This window comes from Streptomyces sp. NPDC050085 (assembly GCF_044460595.1).
Lineage (GTDB): Bacteria > Actinomycetota > Actinomycetes > Streptomycetales > Streptomycetaceae > Streptomyces.
On sequence record NZ_JBITJZ010000008.1, the window covers coordinates 291322 to 309251 of the forward strand.

General features: G+C 70.8%; 17 protein-coding genes and 1 tRNA gene. 12 read left to right on the top strand and 6 right to left on the bottom strand.

Going from position 1 to position 17930, the window contains the following annotated elements:
* The first annotated feature begins 29 nt into the window (after positions 1–29).
* The 6 genes from ACIBUY_RS28930 (at position 30) to ACIBUY_RS28955 (ending at position 5899) form a co-directional block, all read left to right on the top strand.
* Entirely contained in the window at positions 30–524 is a 495-nt protein-coding gene (locus ACIBUY_RS28930; protein WP_365566287.1) for a septum formation initiator family protein, read from the top strand.
* 97 nt (positions 525–621) lie between these two features.
* On the top strand, positions 622–1158 hold the full coding sequence (locus ACIBUY_RS28935; RefSeq protein ID WP_365566288.1) for a DUF501 domain-containing protein: 537 nt from the start codon (positions 622–624) through the stop codon (positions 1156–1158).
* Positions 1155–2099 (top strand): exopolyphosphatase, encoded by a 945-nt coding sequence (locus tag ACIBUY_RS28940; protein WP_399154191.1) that lies wholly within the window; start codon positions 1155–1157, stop codon positions 2097–2099. The genes ACIBUY_RS28935 and ACIBUY_RS28940 overlap by 4 nt, the downstream gene beginning before the upstream one ends.
* Before the next feature lie 71 nt (positions 2100–2170).
* Entirely contained in the window at positions 2171–2554 is a 384-nt protein-coding gene (locus ACIBUY_RS28945) for a hypothetical protein (RefSeq protein WP_399154192.1), read from the top strand.
* Between the two features lie 397 nt (positions 2555–2951).
* Positions 2952–4346, top strand: a complete 1395-nt coding sequence (locus ACIBUY_RS28950) for an NAD(P)/FAD-dependent oxidoreductase (protein ID WP_365566294.1) — start codon at positions 2952–2954, stop codon at positions 4344–4346.
* Between the two features lie 254 nt (positions 4347–4600).
* Positions 4601–5899, top strand: coding sequence for a cyclopropane-fatty-acyl-phospholipid synthase family protein (locus tag ACIBUY_RS28955; RefSeq protein WP_365566296.1), 1299 nt, complete (start codon positions 4601–4603; stop codon positions 5897–5899).
* 77 nt (positions 5900–5976) lie between these two features.
* Here ACIBUY_RS28955 and ACIBUY_RS28960 read toward each other — a convergent pair whose 3' ends face one another.
* Positions 5977–8520: an ABC transporter permease gene (locus ACIBUY_RS28960; protein WP_399154193.1), complete on the bottom strand. Its 2544-nt coding sequence runs from the start codon at positions 8518–8520 to the stop codon at positions 5977–5979.
* Positions 8521–8586: 66 nt separating this feature from the next.
* Positions 8587–9357, bottom strand: a complete 771-nt coding sequence (locus ACIBUY_RS28965; protein ID WP_365566300.1) for an ABC transporter ATP-binding protein — start codon at positions 9355–9357, stop codon at positions 8587–8589.
* 404 nt (positions 9358–9761) lie between these two features.
* Between ACIBUY_RS28965 and ACIBUY_RS28970 the strand changes: the two genes are divergently transcribed.
* The 5 genes from ACIBUY_RS28970 (at position 9762) to ACIBUY_RS28990 (ending at position 13673) form a co-directional block, all read left to right on the top strand.
* Positions 9762–9844, top strand: a tRNA-Leu gene (locus tag ACIBUY_RS28970).
* A 156-nt stretch (positions 9845–10000) separates the two neighbouring features.
* Complete coding sequence (locus tag ACIBUY_RS28975; RefSeq protein ID WP_399154194.1) at positions 10001–10498, top strand: hypothetical protein; 498 nt, start codon at positions 10001–10003, stop codon at positions 10496–10498.
* Positions 10495–11382, top strand: coding sequence for a hypothetical protein (locus tag ACIBUY_RS28980; RefSeq protein ID WP_365566304.1), 888 nt, complete (start codon positions 10495–10497; stop codon positions 11380–11382). Before ACIBUY_RS28975 ends, ACIBUY_RS28980 begins: the two co-directional genes overlap by 4 nt.
* Before the next feature lie 63 nt (positions 11383–11445).
* Positions 11446–12621 (top strand): 4-hydroxybenzoate 3-monooxygenase, encoded by a 1176-nt coding sequence (locus tag ACIBUY_RS28985; protein WP_399154195.1) that lies wholly within the window; start codon positions 11446–11448, stop codon positions 12619–12621.
* A 155-nt stretch (positions 12622–12776) separates the two neighbouring features.
* Complete coding sequence (locus ACIBUY_RS28990; RefSeq protein ID WP_365566308.1) at positions 12777–13673, top strand: Bax inhibitor-1/YccA family protein; 897 nt, start codon at positions 12777–12779, stop codon at positions 13671–13673.
* Between the two features lie 77 nt (positions 13674–13750).
* Here the strand turns inward: ACIBUY_RS28990 and ACIBUY_RS28995 are convergent, their stop codons facing one another.
* Positions 13751–13981, bottom strand: a complete 231-nt coding sequence (locus tag ACIBUY_RS28995) for a DUF4287 domain-containing protein (RefSeq protein ID WP_365566309.1) — start codon at positions 13979–13981, stop codon at positions 13751–13753.
* A gap of 87 nt (positions 13982–14068) precedes the next feature.
* Between ACIBUY_RS28995 and ACIBUY_RS29000 the strand changes: the two genes are divergently transcribed.
* Complete coding sequence (locus tag ACIBUY_RS29000; RefSeq protein WP_365566311.1) at positions 14069–14380, top strand: hypothetical protein; 312 nt, start codon at positions 14069–14071, stop codon at positions 14378–14380.
* A gap of 19 nt (positions 14381–14399) precedes the next feature.
* On the opposite strand, the gene ACIBUY_RS29005 is transcribed toward ACIBUY_RS29000, so the two are convergent.
* The 3 genes from ACIBUY_RS29005 to ACIBUY_RS29015 form a co-directional block, all read right to left on the bottom strand.
* The gene (locus ACIBUY_RS29005) at positions 14400–15236 is read right to left on the bottom strand and encodes a hypothetical protein (RefSeq protein ID WP_365566313.1); all 837 of its coding nucleotides are present in this window, start codon (positions 15234–15236) and stop codon (positions 14400–14402) included.
* A 271-nt stretch (positions 15237–15507) separates the two neighbouring features.
* The gene (locus tag ACIBUY_RS29010) at positions 15508–16728 is read right to left on the bottom strand and encodes an acetyl-CoA C-acetyltransferase (protein WP_365566315.1); all 1221 of its coding nucleotides are present in this window, start codon (positions 16726–16728) and stop codon (positions 15508–15510) included.
* A 178-nt stretch (positions 16729–16906) separates the two neighbouring features.
* Positions 16907–17920, bottom strand: a complete 1014-nt coding sequence (locus ACIBUY_RS29015; protein WP_399154196.1) for an ornithine cyclodeaminase family protein — start codon at positions 17918–17920, stop codon at positions 16907–16909.
* Positions 17921–17930 lie beyond the last annotated feature (10 nt).

A 17930-nucleotide genomic window follows, 5' to 3' on the forward strand; every position in this document is an offset into this window, starting at 1 on the left:
ACGTGAGGCAGGGGAGGCGGAGAGACGCGATGCCGGGCAAGGTCCGTGACAGGGACTCCAAAGACCGCTTCTCCACGGCCACCCGCCTGCGCCTGCTCGGCGAGCAGACCGCCGAGCGCGTCTACCGCTCGCAGAACAAGCGCCAGGCCCGCCGCTCCCGCCTCACGGGCCGCGCGGCGCTCCTCGCCCTCGTCCTGTGCACCCTGGTCGTCGCGCTCGCCTATCCCATAAGGCAGTACGTCTCCCAGCGCGGCGAGATCGCGGACCTCCAGCGGCAGCAGCAGGAGGCCAAGGAGCGGGTCGACCGGCTCCGCGACGAGAAGGCCCGCTGGCAGGACGACTCCTACGCGGAGCAGCGGATCCGGGAGCGCCTGCACATGGTGATGCCGGGCGAGACCGGGTTCGTGGTGCCCGACCCGCGCGCCACCGCGTCCGGCCGCGCGGAGCAGGGCGCCGCCGACCGCCCCTGGTACGCGAACGTCTGGGACGGCGTCGACAAGGCCGACCAGGCCTCGGACGACTGAACAGCAGACAACTGAGCAGCAGACAGCTGAACTGCAGACAACTGAACTGCGGACAACTGAACAACTGAACTGACACGAAAGACACCCGAGAACAGCCATGGAAACTCCCCCGCCCCAGACCGAGTCCACCGCGCCCACGGACGCCGACATCCACGCGTTCAAGGAGCAGCTCGGCCGCCCGCCGCGCGGCCTGCGGGCCATCGCGCACCGCTGCCCCTGCGGCAACCCGGACGTGGTCGAGACGGCCCCGCGCCTGGAGGACGGCACGCCGTTCCCGACGACGTACTACCTGACGTGCCCGCGGGCGGCCTCCGCCATCGGCACGCTCGAGGCGAACGGCGTCATGAAGGAGATGACGGAGCGCCTCAAGACGGACGAGGACCTGGCGGCGAAGTACCGCGCGGCCCACGAGGACTACATCGCCCGCCGTGACGCCATCGAGGTCCTGGAGGGCTTCCCCAGCGCGGGCGGCATGCCGGACCGCGTGAAGTGCCTGCACGTCCTGGTGGGCCACTCCCTGGCGGCGGGCCCCGGCGTGAACCCCCTCGGCGACGAGGCCATCGCGATGCTCCCGGAGTGGTGGAAGAAGGGCGCGTGCGTGACGCCGTGCGGCGAGGCGGAGGTGGCCGAGTGACCCGCGTCGCCGCCATCGACTGCGGTACGAACTCCATCCGCCTCCTCGTCGCGGACGCGAACCCCGAGACCGGTGAGCTCGTCGACCTGGACCGCCGGATGACGATCGTCCGGCTCGGCCAGGGCGTCGACAAGACCGGCCGGCTCGCCCCCGAGGCCCTGGAGCGCACCTTCGCCGCGTGCCGCGAGTACGCCGCGGTGATCAAGGAGCACGGGGCCGAGACGCTCCGCTTCGTGGCGACCTCGGCGTCCCGCGACGCGGAGAACCGGGACGAGTTCGTCCGCGGCGTCCTCGACATCCTGGGTGTCGAGCCCGAGGTGATCACGGGCGACGAGGAGGCGCAGCTGTCGTTCGCCGGTGCGACGAAGGAACTGACAGGCCGGGCGGACCTGGAGAAGCCCTACCTGGTCGTCGACATCGGCGGCGGCTCGACCGAGTTCGTGGTCGGCGACGACACCGTCCGCGGCGCCCTCTCCGTCGACATCGGCTGCGTACGCATGACGGAGCGCCATCTGGTGGCCGAGGACGGCACCGTCAGCGACCCGCCGACCCCCGCCCAGATCGAGGCGATCCGCGCCGACATCGCCGAGGCCCTCGACAAGGTCACGCAGGTCGTCCCGATCCTCGACGCCCGCACCCTGGTCGGTCTGGCCGGCTCGGTGACGACGGTGGCGGCGCTCGCGCTCGGCCTCGACGCGTACGACTCCACGGCGATCCACCACTCCCGCATCCCCTTCGAGAAGGTGGCCGGGCTGACGGACTGGCTCGTGGCCTCCACGCACGACCAGCGCGCCCTGGAGCCGGTCATCCACCCGGGCCGCGTCGACGTGATCGCCTCGGGTGCCCTCGTGCTGCGTCTGATCATGGAGTGGATCGGCGCGAGCGAGGTCGTCGTCAGCGAGCACGACATCCTCGACGGGATCGCGTGGTCCCTCGCCTGATTCGGTCAACTCCCTTGTCCCGCAGATCAGTTGGATGACACCTGGGATCGGCCTGTCCTACCTTCTCCGGTATGGGGGACAAGCGCGGGCGTGAGCCCGATGGTGAGCGATGGGACGTGAACAACGACGTCTCGGGGAACGTGAACGGGCCGGTCGGCCAGTTCGGTTCGGTGCACGGGGACGTGAACATGCACTGGACCGAGAAGGCTGCCGCCGACCCGGAAGAGCAGGCGTTCCGCGCCCAGTACCGGGCCCGGCAGCAGGCGGAGTGGGCGGCGCAGGACGCGAAGAGGCGCCGGGAACGACGCAAGGAGCGGGGCGACGGGGGCTTCGGCTTCCTGCTGTTCGGCGTCCTCGCCTGGATCCTGCTGGCAACCGGCGGCGACGCCACCGGCTGGGGCATCGGCTTCGGCGTGCTGGCGGTGCTCTGCCTGCTCGGAGTGGTGATCCCATGAGCGCCCCGGGCCCCGCCTGAGCGCCCTGAAGGCCCTCTGGGAACGCCTCCACGACACCCCGTCGGGAAAGTTCGTGAAGTTCTTCACAAGGAATTCGGTCCCATTGGGCGCCGTTACAGGGCCTTGGGCCCGTCCAGGGGTGCCGCAGGACACTGGCGCGTGGGGTTTACGAGGTTTCGTGGACGTTGCGCGCACATGACGGCGGGGAGTGGTCCAGTGCTGCCGAATGCTCACTGTGGCTGCTCAAGAGGGGTGAGCAACGACTGGCGCCGCATCGTGGTTCCCTTCACGGACCATGACATGGGTCACGTGGGCGGCGAAGTGTAGCAGAGGCCCCACCCGACCTTGTGAAGGGGCGCACGAGCGACCCCCTCCAGTCGGGTGGATACTCGATGGCATGAGCACCACGGAGCGTCCCAGGATCCTCATTGTCGGGGGTGGGTACGTAGGCCTGTACGCGGCGCGACGCATCCTGAAGAAGATGCGTTACGCGGAAGCGACCGTCACGGTCGTCGACCCGCGCTCGTACATGACGTACCAGCCCTTCCTCCCCGAGACCGCCGCCGGCAGCATCTCGCCGCGCAACGTCGTCGTCCCGCTGCGACGCGCTGTGCCGGGAGCCGAGATTCTCACCGGCCGCGTCACCACCATCGACCAGGACCGCAAGGTCGCCACGGTCGCCCCGCTCGTCGGCGAGGCGTACGAGGTGCCCTTCGACTACCTGGTGATCGCGCTCGGCGCGGTCTCCCGCACCTTCCCGACGCCGGGCCTCGCCGAGGTCGGCATCGGTATGAAGGGCGTCGAGGAGGCCATCGGCCTGCGCAACCACGTCCTCGAGCAGCTCGACAAGGCCGAGTCCACGACGGACGAGGAGATCCGCCGCAAGGCGCTCACCTTCGTCTTCGTCGGTGGCGGCTTCGCGGGCGCCGAGACGATCGGCGAGGTCGAGGACCTGGCGCGCGACGCGGCCAAGTTCTACAAGAACGTGAAGCGCGAGGACATGCGCTTCATCCTGGTCGACGCCGCCGACAAGGTGCTGCCCGAGGTGGGCCCGGAGCTCGGCCAGTACGGCCGCAAGCACCTGGAGTCCCGCGGGATCGAGGTCTACCTCTCGACGACGATGCCGTCCTGCGTCGACGGTCACGTCGTGCTCAGCAACGGTCTCGAGGCCGACTCCAACACCATCGTGTGGACGGCCGGCGTCAAGCCGAACCCGGCGCTCGCCCGCTTCGGTCTCCCGCTCGGCCCGCGCGGCCACGTGGACACCAGCGAGAAGCTCCAGGTGCAGGGCACCGACTACATCTGGGCCGCGGGCGACAACGCCCAGGTCCCGGACCTGGTCGGCCGTGCCAACGGCAACCCGAACGCCTGGTGCCCGCCGAACGCGCAGCACGCCATGCGCCAGGCCAAGGTCCTCGGTGACAACGTGGTCTCCGGCATGCGGGGCTTCCCGCAGCAGGACTACAAGCACGCCAACAAGGGTGCGGTCGCCGGTCTCGGCCTGCACAAGGGCGTCGCGATGATCGTCATGGGCAAGATGAAGATCAAGCTCAAGGGCCGTCTCGCCTGGTACATGCACCGTGGCTACCACGGCATGGCGATGCCGACGTACAACCGCAAGATCCGGGTGATCGCCGAGTGGACGATCAACATGTTCCAGAAGCGCGACATCACCGCGCTCGGCGCCCTGGAGACTCCGCGCGAGGAGTTCTACGAGGCCGCCAAGCCGGCGCCCGCTCCGACCGCCCCCAAGGCGGAGGAGAAGGTCGGGGAGAAGGCCAAGGCCTCCTGATCCCCTCCTGATCCCCTCCTGGTCCAAGGCCTCCTGATCCGGCCGTAGCCGTACGCCCGAAGGGGCCGCTCGCCATCCGTGGTGCGAGTGGCCCCTTCGGGCGTTCCTGTACGGGCGTTCCCGCACCGATTTACATGCTGGCTACATGTATTTTGCCCATCCGTGACGCACGAACGGGACTGCGGTGGCGCCCCATTGGTGTTTACGTGGTGTTGGACCGTTCCGGGATCGCTCCCATTTCGGAGGTGTGCGCCATGCCCGACGCCGCACAGCGGCTGAAGAACCTGACCGAGCGGCTGCTCGGTGCCGAACTCCCCGTGCGCCTGCGTGCGTGGGACGGCTCGGAGGACGGCCCGCCCGACGCCCCCACCCTCGTCGTACGCAACCGTCGCGCCCTGCGCCGGCTGCTGTGGAAGCCGGGCGAGCTGGGCCTGGCCCGCGCCTGGGTCGCCGGGGACCTGGACGTCGAGGGCGACCTGTACGAGGTGCTCGACGCGATGGCGGGCCTGATCTGGGAACGCCCCGAGGACGAGCGCAGGAGCCTGGCCGAGGCGCTGAAGGACCCGCAGGTGCGGGCCGCCGTGCGCGAGCTGGTCAAGCTGGCGGGACCGTACCCGCCGCCCGCCCCGCCCGCCGAGGAGATGCGCCGCAAGGGGCGCCTCCACCTGCACACCAAGGGCAGCGACCGGCAGGCCATCAGCCACCACTACGACGTCGGCAACGACTTCTACGAGCTGGTCCTCGGACCTTCGATGGTCTACTCGTGCGCGTACTGGGAGTCGCCCGACGCGACGCTGGAGTCCGCCCAGCGCGACAAGCTGGAGCTCGTCTCCCGCAAGCTCGGCCTGAGGCCCGGCATGCGCCTGCTCGACGTGGGCTGCGGCTGGGGCTCCATGGCCATCCACGCCGCCCGTGAGCACGGCGTGAGCGTCGTCGGCGTGACGCTGTCCCAGGAGCAGGCCGCGTACGCCAGGAAGCGCGTCGCCGACGAGGGCCTGACCGACCGGATCGAGATCCGCGTACAGGACTACCGCGACGTGCGCGACGGCCCGTACGACGCGATCTCCTCCATCGGGATGGCCGAACACGTGGGATCCGAGCGGTACTTGGAGTACGCGAGCGACCTGTACGCGCTCCTGAAGCCCGGCGGGCGGCTGCTCAACCACCAGATCGCGCGGCGGCCCCAGGAGGACGAATCGACGTACGAGGTCGACGAGTTCATCGACGCGTACGTCTTCCCCGACGGGGAGCTGGCGCCGGTCGGCAACACCGCGGGGCTGCTCGAGCGGGCCGGGTTCGAGGTGCGCGACGTGGAGGCGATCCGCGAGCACTACGCGCTGACGCTGCGCCAGTGGGTCCGCAACCTGGAGGCCCGCCGGCAGGAGGCCGTGAAGCTGGTCAGCCCCGGCAGGGCCCGCATCTGGCGCCTCTACATGGCCGCCTCCGCGCTGAGCTTCGAGCGCAACCGCATCGGGGTCAACCAGATCCTGGCCGTGAAGACGCCGGTGAGCGGGGCGTCGGGGATGCCGCTGCGGGCGCGCACCTGGAACTGACGCCCTTGCGTGTACGCCGACGGGGGCGCCCGGTGATCACATCACCGGGCGCCCCCGTCCACGTAACTGCCCCTGTGCTACTCGGACTTGATCGCCGCGAGCATGTTCAGGCGGGCCGCGCGGCGGGCCGGCCACAGGGCTGCCAGGATGCCGACGACCGCGGCGAGCGCGAGGAAGATCCCCATCCGGCCCCAGGGCAGGATCAGCGAGTACGTCGACATCGCGTTGCCGATGAGCTGGCCTGCCGCCCAGCCGAAGAAGACGCCGAGGCCGATGCCGAGCACGCCGCCGAAGAGCGAGATGACCAGCGACTCCAGGCGGACCATCCGCTTGATGCCCTTGCGGTCGATGCCGATCGCGCGGAGCATCCCGATCTCCTGCTGGCGCTCGAAGACCGACATGGCGAGGGTGTTGATGACGCCGAGGACGGCGACGATGACCGCCATGGCGAGCAGGCCGTAGAGCATGTTCAGCATCAGCGTGAACATCTGGGCGATCTCGTTGGAGAGGTCCTGGCGGTCCTGGACCTTGACCGCCGGGTTGTCGCCGAGCGCCTTCGTCAGCTTGTCCTTGGTGGCGTCCGAGGTGCCGCCGGACGTCTTCACCATGACCTGCATGTCGGTGACGGCGTCGTCGGTGATGTGCGGGTTCAGGGTCGGGGCGTCGATCATGATGCCGCGCATCATCTCGTTGCCCTCGTAGACGCCCGCGACGGTCAGCTGCTGCTTCTTGCCGTCCTCGTAGTGCGCGGTGAACGTCGAGCCGGTCCGCCAGCCGTGGTCCTCCGCGGTCTTGTCGTCGACGACGACGTCACTGCCGGTGACACTGAACCTGCCGCTGTCCATGGGCAGTTCGGCGAGCTGTCCGATCGTCTTGCCGTTGACGCCCGTCAGGTACTCGGTCTCGCCGCCGATGCGGGAGGGCGAGTTGGACAGGCCGCTGGTGGCGGTGACGCCGTCCGTCGTGTCGAGGGTCTTCAGGACGTCGGGGGAGAGCGGGTTGCCGTTCGCCATCGAGACGACGTAGTCCGCCTTGAGGGAGTCGGCGGCCATCTTGTTGATCGCCGACTGGACGCTGCCCGCGATGACCGTCAGGCCGGTGATCAGAGTGAGGCCGATCATCAGGGCCGAGGCGGTGGCGGCGGTGCGGCGCGGGTTGCGCACCGAGTTCAGGCGGGCCAGCTTGCCGGAGATGCCGAACGCGCGCAGCAGCGGGGCCGCGGCGGCGATCAGCGGGCGCGAAAGCAGCGGCGTCAGGATGAAGACGCCGATGACGAGGAGGGCTGCGCCCAGGCCCATCGGCAGCTGGCCGCTGTCGCCGCTCATGGTGGTCGCGGCGAGCACGGCGGCGATGCCGGCGGCCGAGACGAGCGAGCCGAGCGTGTTGCGCACGATCAGCGACTTGGTGGTCGCGGCGGCGTGCACCGCGTTCATCGCGGCGACCGGCGGGATCTTCGCGGCGCGGCGGCCCGGCAGCCAGGCGGCCAGCATCGTGATGACGACGCCGACGACGAGCGCCGAGACGACGGTGCCGGGGGAGACGACCAGCGGCCCGTCCGGGATGATCGCGCCCGTCCCGTTCATCAGCGCACGCATGCCCGCGCCGATGCCGATGCCGACGCCCAGACCGGTGACGGCGGCGACGGCGCCCACGAAGAACGCCTCGAGGAGCACGGAGCGCGTGACCTGGCGGCGCGAGGCACCGACGGCCCGCAGCAGCGCGAGCTCCTTGGTGCGCTGGGCGACCAGCATCGTGAAGGTGTTGGCGATGATGAAGACGCCGACGAAGAGCGCGATGCCCGCGAAGACGAGCAGCATCGTCTTCATGGAGCTCATCTCCGACGAGATCGTCGCGGCCTGGTCGTCGGCGAGCTGCTTGCCGGTGTCGGTGTCGACGTGGCTGCCGGCGAGGGCCTTGTCGAGGTTCTGCTTCAGCTGGTCCTGGCTGGTGCCCGCGGCCGCCGTCACGTCGATCTCGTCGTACGCGCCCTGCTTGTGGAAGAGCTGCTGCGCGGTCGCCGTGTCGAACAGGGCGAGGGAGCCGCCCGCCGCGACGTTGCCGTCGTCGGTGGTGAAGATGCCGGTCAGGGTCGGGGTCAGCACGGGCCCGTCGATGGACATCCGCACCCGGTCGCCGACCTTGTACCCGGCGCGCTCGGCGGTCTCGGCATCGAGGGCCACCTCGCTCCTGCCGTGCGGCGCGGTGCCCTTGGTCAGCGGGTACCGGGAGTCCGGCTTGCCGGCGGCGCCCCAGTAGTTGCCGCCCTTGGTCGAGAAGCCGTTGCCGACGAGCTTGCCGTCCTGGTCGGCGACGGCCGCGTACCCGCTGACCACGCCGTACGCGGAGGCGGCGCCGTCCGTGCCCGCGGCCTTCTTCAGGGTGGCGTCGGAGAGCTTCGTGTCCTTGGCGACCTTGTCGCCCTCGGCCTTGGTGGAGCCGGGGGTGAGGGCCACGTCGACGTGGTCGAAGCCCTTGGAGGACGACTTCTCCAGGGCGGAGGAGATGGTGTTGGTGAAGACGAGGGTGCCGCTGACGAAGGCGACGCCGAGCATGACGGCGAGCACGGTCATCAGGAGGCGGGCCTTGTGCGCGAAGACGTTGCGCAGGGCTGTTTTGAACATGGGCTTCTACTCAGTCCAGGTGTGAGTTCAGGCGGGCCACATCGAGCTCGGACAGCGGGTGCGGGGTCAGCTGGTGCGGCCCTTCGCGTCGAACTGCTTCATGCGGTCCAGGACCGAGTCCGCCGACGGCTCGTACATCTCGTCCACGATCCGGCCGTCGGCCAGGAAGACCACGCGGTCCGCGTACGCGGCCGCGACCGGGTCGTGGGTCACCATGACGACGGTCTGGCCGAGCTCCCGCACGGAGTTGCGCAGGAAGCCGAGGACCTCCGCGCCGGAGCGGGAGTCGAGGTTTCCGGTGGGCTCGTCGCCGAAGATGATGTCGGGCTTGGAGGCGAGCGCGCGGGCCACGGCGACGCGCTGCTGCTGGCCGCCGGAGAGCTGCGAGGGCCGGTGGCCGAGGCGCCCGGACAGGCCCACCATCTGGATCACGTTGTCCAGCCACTGCTTGTCGGCCTTGCGGCCCGCGATGTCCATGGGCAGCGTGATGTTCTCCAGGGCGGTCAGCGTCGGCAGCAGGTTGAACGCCTGGAAGATGAAGCCGATCTTGTCCCGGCGGAGCTTGGTCAGCTGCTTGTCCTTGAGGGAGCCGAGCTCGGTCTCGCCGATCCGTACAGAGCCGGACGAGAACGTGTCCAGGCCCGCCACACAGTGCATCAAGGTCGACTTGCCGGATCCGGACGGACCCATGATCGCGGTGAACTCGGCCTGCCGGAACTCGACGGTGACCCGGTCCAGGGCGACCACCTGCGTCTCGCCCTGTCCGTAGACCTTGGAGAGCTCCGTGGCGCGGGCGGCCGCGGTGGTGGTGCGGCCGGCGAGAGGGGTGGTGGTCACGGGAGGGTGCTCCTGTCGGTACGGGACGGATGCGGGCTCGTGCGGGACTGCCTGCTGGGGACCGTTCCATCGTCGTGGCAGATCGGGACCGTGAAGTCAGCCGCAGTTCTCGTTCCGGGGGGCGACTTCGGTCGGACCGGGGGAGCCCGCGTCATACCTGGGGATGACACGGGACCCTGAGAGGGCGGCGTCGTGCAGGGGGCCGCGGCGGCAGGTGAAATTCCGTCAATCCGCAGTGACGGGCACGCGCGCGTGGAAGGGCGTCCGGCAAGTGCGTATGGCCACTGTCGTGGGCTGATGCACCCTCAGACGTCAATAAAATAAGACAACATCGGGCTGTTGTTCCGCTGATCGGGGGATGCCGCCGGATAGGCTCGGAAGGTCGACGCGGAGCCCCACAGCCTGCCCGGATGGTGGAATGCAGACACGGCGAGCTTAAACCTCGCTGCCCTTCGCGGGCGTACCGGTTCAAGTCCGGTTCCGGGCACCTCCGTTTTCTCCCCTCCCTCCTCCCGGTCCTTCCGCACCCCTCACTTTTGAGGGTCTTGCCGCCGGTATGTGTACCTGGCCGCGTTACCGGTGGGAACCTGCCGTCCAGGAGCCCGAGGGGGTATCGGGCGACGGGGGCACGGGGGAGAAGCTCATGGGGAGGCGGGCTCAACGCGCGGTCCGGTACGCGGTCGTGTGCGCGGCCGCGGTGACGGCGTTCGCGGTGGCCGGATGCTCCGGCGGCGGCGCGGGATCGGGCGGTTCCGGCGGGGGCGTCGGTGGCGGCGTCGGTGGCGCGGGGTCGGTCGGCGGATCGCAGCCGGGGCCGGGGCTGACCGGTGCGGGCCCGGGCTTCACGAGCGCGGCGGGCAACGGCGGGCAAGGAGGCGGGGGCAGCACCGGTGACAGCGCCGGTGGCGGTGGCGGGGACCCCGGTGTCCCGTCGGTCCAGCCGCCGCCCACCGACACGGGGCCGCCGATCACGCCGGGGCCGGGCGTCTCCGGAAGCGAACCGCCCACGCCGAATGACTGCTGGGACCCGTCGGTGACCCCGGGCGAGTTCTGCCCGCCGTCGCCGCAGAGCACGACCCCGACGGCGCCCGATTCGCTGCCGCCGGAGTCCGTGCCGTCGGAGTCCGTGCCGGCGCCGTGAGCGGACTCGTCCCGCCGCCCCCGCCGTATCCGCCCCGGGTGCCGCCCACGCCTCCGGCGTCACCCCGGGCGGGGCGCGGCATCCGCTTCGAACTCCTCAACTCCGTTGCTGGAGCAGGGTCGTTCATCGCCGGGCTCATGCTGTACGCGGGCTACATCTACACCAACGCCTACTTCGGGCACTTCCGCCTCGACACGTTCGCCGTCGGCTTCGACCCCTTCGAGCTCGTCATGCGCAGCCTGCGCCTGGCCACGCTGCCCGTCCTCGAAGTGCTCACGCTGACCCTGCTCGTGCCCGCGGTGCCCCGGCTGCTGACCGTGTTCCGGGTGCCCGCACGCCACGTCGAGCGGGTCGTCGGCGCGGGGCGCGCCACGGCCCGCGCCCATCTCGTGCCGGTCGCCGCGGGCGCCGGGCTGCTGCTCGCCTGGCGGTGGATCCAGCCCTACGGATGGACGGCGCCGCTGCTCGTCGCGGGCGGGCTGCTGCTCGGGCAGGTGCCCGCGGCGGGGCCCCGCACGGCGTGGGAGAGGGCCGTGTCGCTGCTCGTGGCGGGCCTCTTCCTCATCTGGGTCGTCGCCCTGGTGGCGGGGCAGCTCGGCCGGCAGGACGCCCGGGCCGACGCGGCGCTGATCGTGCGCCGCCCCTCCGTGGTGATCCTGAGCACCGACCGGCTGTCGATCGCGCCACCGGGGCCCCGGGGCGTCGACCTCGGCAAGGGGGCCCACTACCGGTACCGCTACGAGGGGCTGCGCCTGCTCGTCGAGCGCGGGCACCGCTACTACCTGCTGCCCGTGCACTGGGACCGCAGCACCGACCCCGTCTACGTCATCGAGGACGACAGCAGCGTACGGATCGAGATCAGGCCGGGTGTGCGGACCCATTGACACGTGAGACCGGATGAACAAAAGTTCGGCACGCGAACACCGGGCACACCGAGAGGGATCCGTATGCGCACCACCGTCGGGATCGTCGGAGCGGGTCCGGCCGGACTGCTCCTGGCCAGACTGCTGCACAACGCCGGGATCGAGTCGGTCGTCCTCGAGAGCCGCGACCGCGCCTACGTGGAGCGCCGCCAGCGCGCCGGAATCCTGGAGCAGGGCACCGTCGACGTGCTCCGCGCGGCGGGCGTCGGCGCGCGCATGGACCGCGAGGGCCTGCCGCACGACGGCATCGAGCTGCGCTTCGACCGCCGCCGCCACCGCGTGGACTTCCCCGCCCTGACCGGCGGCCGCTCGGTGATGGTGTACGCGCAGACGGAGGTCTGCAAGGACCTGATCGCGGCCCAACTGGCCGACGGCGGGCCCCTGTTGTTCGAGGCGGAGGCGCTCGGGGTCGAGGGCGCGGACACGGATGCGCCGCGCGTCCGCTTCCGCCGCGACGGCGTCGAGGACGTCCTCGACTGCGACTACGTCGTCGGCTGCGACGGCTTCTGGGGAGTGGCCAGGGCGGCGATCCCCGAGGCGCTCGGCCGGACGTACGAGCGCACGTACCCCTTCGGCTGGCTCGGCATCCTCGCCGACGTCGCCCCCTCCCACGACGAACTCGTCTACGCCCGCAGCGACCGCGGCTTCGCGCTGCTGTCGATGCGGTCCCCTTCGGTCACCCGCGCCTACCTCCAGGTCCCCGAGGGCACGGACGCGGCCGACTGGTCCGACGGCGAGATCTGGGACGAGCTGGACCGCCGCCTGGAGGTCGACGACCCGGGCTGGCGCCTGGCACGCGGGCCCATCACGGCCAAGTCGGTCACGCCCATGCGCAGTTACGTCCACGAGCCCATGCGGCACGGCCGGCTCTTCCTCGCCGGGGACGCGGCGCACATCGTCCCGCCGACCGGTGCCAAGGGCCTCAACCTGGCCGTCGGCGACGTCGTCACCTTCGCCCGGGCGCTCGCCGCCCTGCTGGACAAGGGCGACGCCGGGCCGCTCGACGCGTACTCCGAGACGTGCCTGCGGCGCGTGTGGCAGGCCGAGCGGTTCAGCTACGCGATGACGACGATGCTGCACCGCGCGCCCGACGCGAGCGCCTTCGACGACAGGATCCAGCTGGCCGCGCTCGACCGCGTGACCACGTCGAGGGCGGCGGAGGCCGATCTCGCGGAGGCATACACCGGTTTCCCCCTGTGATCCCTCTGTGATCCCTCCGTGAGCGGAACACCGGAGGGTGCTCCTGCGTTCCTCGTAACAGGATGGGAAAGATCCTCCCTGAGCACTAGGGCCGGATCTTTGCCAGAGCATTACTCTTGTGGCAAGGCCATACACGGTGGCCATGGAGGAGTGAAATGAGGAGCAGCAACCCGGTCTTCTCGCGACGGGGGTTCAGCCGCGACAACGGCTACGCGCAGTTCAACGCGCAGCAGCCGCAGGCCGGGGGCCCCGCAGTCGGGACGCAGGCCAATCCTTACGGTCAGGCCCCCGCCGGCAATCCGTACGCGCAGAACCCCTACGCACAGCAGGACCTGCAGTACGGAGCTCCGCAGGCGCCCGCCACCACCGGCCGCATGACGATGGACGACGTCATCATGCGCACGGCCACCACGCTCGGCACGCTGATCGTCACCGCGGCCCTCGCGTGGGCGCTGCTGCCGGTCGACGACGCGCACATCGGCAAGTCGTACGGCATCGCCATCGGCGCCGGTCTCGTCGCGATGGTCCTGGGCTTCGTCCAGGCGTTCAAGCGCAAGGCGTCCCCGCCGCTGATCCTGGCGTACGCGGCGCTCGAAGGCGTCTTCCTCGGCGTCCTGTCGAGCGTCGTCGACAACCGCATCGCGAGCGGCGCGGCCATGCAGGCCGTGCTCGGCACGATGGCCGTCTTCGCCGCGGTCCTCATCGCGTACAAGGCCGGCTGGATCCGCGTGAACCGCCGGTTCTACGGCTTCGTGATGGCCGCCGCGATGGGCTTCATCCTGCTGACCGCCGTGAACCTGCTGTTCATGGTCTTCGGCGGCGGTGACGGCCTCGGCTTCCGCAGCGGTGGCCTCGGCATCCTGTTCGGCATCGTCGGCGTGCTGCTCGGCGCGTGCTTCCTGGCCCTGGACTTCAAGCAGGTCGAGGACGGCATCGCGTACGGCGCGCCGAAGGAAGAGGCGTGGCTCGCCGCGTTCGGTCTGACCATGACGCTGGTCTGGATCTACATGGAGTTCCTGCGGCTCATCGCGATCCTGCAGGGCAACGACTAGTAGGTACCCGGGCAGTTCGGGGCCCGCGCACCCTTGGGTGCGCGGGCCCTTTGCCGTGTGGGTGGGGGAGTGTGGCGCTAGCCGAACCGTCGGGCCGCGCGCCTCAGGTCGTACTCGTGGATGATCGCCTTGGCGTGGCCGTACGCGAGGTCGTGCTCCCCGCGCAGCCAGCTCACCTTCTCTTCGAAGCGAAGGAAGCAAGGGCCTTCTTCGACGGTGCGGAGCCAGTCGGAGACTTCACGACCGGTGCAGTGGGGGATACGAGCCAGCAGATTGCGGTGGGTCTCCTCGGAGAAGACTTGGGACATCGGCGCCTCCGGAACGCTTCGATGTGGCCGGGCCTTCACGCCACCGTGCCTGAGCGTTCCCGGCTTGTAAACAGCTACCGTTGCCGCGTGCTTGATACGACGCCTTTGACGGCAGCGGTGGATCAGTTCGCGGACCGGCTCCGGGCGGCGCCGCAGAGTCGGCTTCAGCGGGGTGCGGCCGCCGCCGCCCTCGAGCTGGCCAGGGAGTTGTCCGCCTGGGCCCAGCGGCTGGAGTCGGCGGACGGGCCCGTACGGCAGATGCCGGATGCGGGAATGTTCGCCGCGGCCGATCAAATCACTGTCGCCGCGCGGGACTTGGCGGTGATTCTGTCCGGGCCCGAGGAAGTGTCCCAGGCCGTGGAGCTGGTCGAGGCGGCGATGAAGCGGGCCGGGGTCTGACCTGTCGGCCCCTGCGGCGTCAGGCGGAAGCTATGACCCGGTCGGCCAGGATGTACACGCTGCCCGAGCCGCACTCGAAGGTCAGGGCGTACGCGCCGGAGACGCCGGAGCCGCCGAGCAGCACCGGGGTGTCCCCGGAGCGGAGCGCTTCCGCGAGCTGTTCCGCCGTCTCGCGGTGGCCCGGGGTCATGCAGAGCGTCGTGCCGTCGGCGAAGACGTACACGTCGAGCGTGCCGAGCGGGCCCGGGCGGACGTCGGACAGGGCCGTGCGGGCCTGAGCGAGTTCCTCGAGACAGGCCACGGTGCGCTCGTGGTCGCTGGTGACGGGCGTCTGGACCGGGACGAAGTCGGGGTGCGAGGGGTGACGGCGGCGGGCCGCGGCCAGCTCGGCGGACTCCCCCGCGAACTCGTCCTCGGCGTCCAGCGCCTCCAGGGCGGGCTCGACGACGGGCTCCAGGCCCACGAAGTCGGACTGGCGGGGCAGGAAGAACTCGCCCCCGAGGACGTCGTCCAGGGAGCTGCCCGCGCCGAGGGCACCGGCCCCGCCGGCCAGGAACGGCGGCAGGTCCGAGGTGTCGCGCGACTCCTGCGCCGCCCAGAACGCCCGCGCCTCGGCCAGCTCGCGCTCCCGCTCCTCGGCGAGGGCGTCGGCGACCGCGGTGCGTATGGCATCGGTGTCGGGAGTCGTGCGGGCGGCGGGCACGCCCGGGTGGGACCCGGCGGCTCGGCCGCGGGCCACTTCCTCGCGCAGCTCGGACAGCTGTCGGCGCAGGCCCCGGACGTTGTGCAGGGTGGCGGCGCCGACGGCCGTGGCAGCGGCCGTGGCGAGCAGCAGGACACTCATTGCGACGGGCATGGCGCTCACTGACGTACTCCCGGTTTCAAGTCGACCCCCGACTTCCTACATCAGCTTGAAGCCTGGACGAACCAGCTGTCAGTGCATTACGTCACGAATTGGACAGGTCTTTTGGCCGGGCGTTTAGGCCCGGTATGGCCTGGGTACCGGGCTGACCTGCGAAAATCCATCTCCCCCGAGATGCACGTCACATCCTGGGGGAGATTGGATCACAATTCGATAGCCGGATTCCGGTCAGGAATCCACAGCAAAGCCACAGGTGGGGCCGGGATCAGCTGAGGCGCTCGATGACCATCGCCATGCCCTGGCCGCCGCCGACGCACATGGTCTCCAGGCCGAACTGCTTGTCGTGGAACTGGAGGCTGTTGATCAGCGTGCCGGTGATGCGGGCGCCGGTCATGCCGAAGGGGTGGCCGACGGCGATGGCGCCACCGTTGACGTTCAGCTTGTCCTCGTCGATGCCGAGGTCGCGGGCCGACGGGATCACCTGGGCGGCGAACGCCTCGTTGATCTCGAACAGGTCGATGTCCGAGACGGACAGGCCGGCCAGCTTCAGGGCACGCTTGGACGCCTCCACCGGGCCGAGGCCCATGATCTCGGGGGAGAGGCCGGAGACGCCGGTCGAGACGACGCGGGCGAGCGGCGTCAGGCCGAGGTCGCGGGCCTTCGTGTCGGACATGATCACGAGGGCGGCGGCGCCGTCGTTGAGCGGGCAGCAGTTGCCGGCCGTGACCAGGCCGTCGGGGCGGAAGACGGGCTTGAGGCCTGCGACACCCTCCAGGGTGACGCCCGCGCGCGGGCCGTCGTCCTTCGACACGACGGTGCCGTCGGGGGTGGTGACGGGGGTGATCTCGCGCTCCCAGAAGCCGTTCTTGATGGCTTCCTCGGCGCGGTTCTGCGAGCGCACGCCGAAGGCGTCCATGTCCTCGCGGGTGATGCCCTTGATGCGGGCCAGGTTCTCGGCGGTCTGACCCATCGCGATGTACGCGTCCGGCACGAGGCCGTCCTCGCGCGGGTCGTGCCAGGTGGTGCCCTCCTGCTGGGCGACGGCCGCGGTGCGGGCCTCGGCCTCGGCGAAGAGGGGGTTGTGCGTGTCCGGGAGCGAGTCGGAGTTCCCCTTGGCGAAGCGGGACACCATCTCCACACCGGCCGAGATGAAGACGTCGCCCTCGCCCGCCTTGATGGCGTGCAGGGCCATGCGCGTCGTCTGGAGGGACGACGAGCAGTAGCGCGTCACCGTGCAGCCCGGCAGGTGGTCCATGCCCATCTGTACGGCCACGATGCGGCCGAGGTTGTGGCCCTGCTCGCCGCCGGGCAGACCGCAGCCGAGCATCAGGTCGTCGATGTCGTGCGGGTCGAGCTCGGGGACCTTGGCGAGCGCGGCCTGGATGATCGTGGCGGTCAGGTCGTCCGGGCGCAGGTCCTTCAGGGAGCCCTTGAAGGCACGGCCGATGGGGGAGCGGGCGGCTGAGACGATCACTGCTTCGGGCATCACGGCTCCAGAGGATTTCGTAGCGGTAGCGCTCTTCGGGCTGCGTCGGGCTTCAGGCAGACCGCTTCGGAAGTTACCCGTACGTATGGCCCGGGTCACCGGCCTGGGCATGTGACCCCTGCCGCATTTTTCTAAGCGCTTGCTCAGGGGTGTGCCGGGGGTGTGCCGGGGAGTCCGGTCAGGACGTGAGGTCGACGAAGCGGCCCAGGCCCCGTTCGCGCGCCGCGTCCACCAGGAGCCGGCCCGCCGCCAGGTCCTGAAGGCCGACGCCCACCGAGTCGAACAACGTGATCTCCGAGGCGTCGGCGCGCCCCGGGGCGCGCCCCGTCAGGACGTCGCCCAGCTCCGTGCGGAAGCGGTCCTCCGTCAGCGCTCCCTCGGCCAGCGGCAGCAGCACGTCCCCCGACTTCTCGAGGGCCGTCGCGTACGCGTCCACGACGATCCGGGAGCGGACGACCCCGGCCGTGTCGATCTCCCGGTGGTCGGGGCGCGGCGGTGCGCCCACCGCGTTCACGTGCAGGCCGGGCGCGAACCAGGCGCCGCGCACCACCGGCTCCCGGGACGGGGTGAGCGTGCACAGCACGTCGCAGGACTCGGTGACGGCGCGCGGTGACGCGAGGGCCTCGGCCTTCACGTGCAGCTGTGCCGTGATGCGGGCCGCGAGGGCGTCTGCGTGCTCCCGCGTGCGGCCCCACAGCACGATCCGCTCGTAGGAGCGGTGCGGCAGCAGGGCGCGGGCGTGTTCCCAGGCGAGCGGGCCCGTGCCGATCAGACCGAGGACGCGGGCGTCGGCGCGGGCCAGGGCGCGGGTGGCGACGGCGGTCGCGGCGGCGGTGCGGACCCGGGTCACGGGCGCGCCGTCGAGCAGGGCCGCGCAGGCGCCGGTCCGTGCCGACGTCAGCAGGATCGTCGAGCGCTGCACGGGCAGGCCGCGCGCCCGGTTGCCCGGCAGGTCGGAGAGCAGCTTCACGGCGGCCAGGCCCGCGGGCGCCGAGGCGGCGGCCATCGCGAGGTACGCCCCGTCCGTGCCGGGCAGCCGCATCGCCGGGGGCGCGGGCAGCACGGCGCGGCCCTCGGCGAGATCCACGTGGGCCCGCTCCACCGCCGCGACGACCGCCTCCCGCAGGCCCTCCCCCTCGTCGCCTTCGAGGAGAGCGGTCAGGTCGGAGCGGGTCAGGATCAGGGTGGTCATCTGCCGTGTC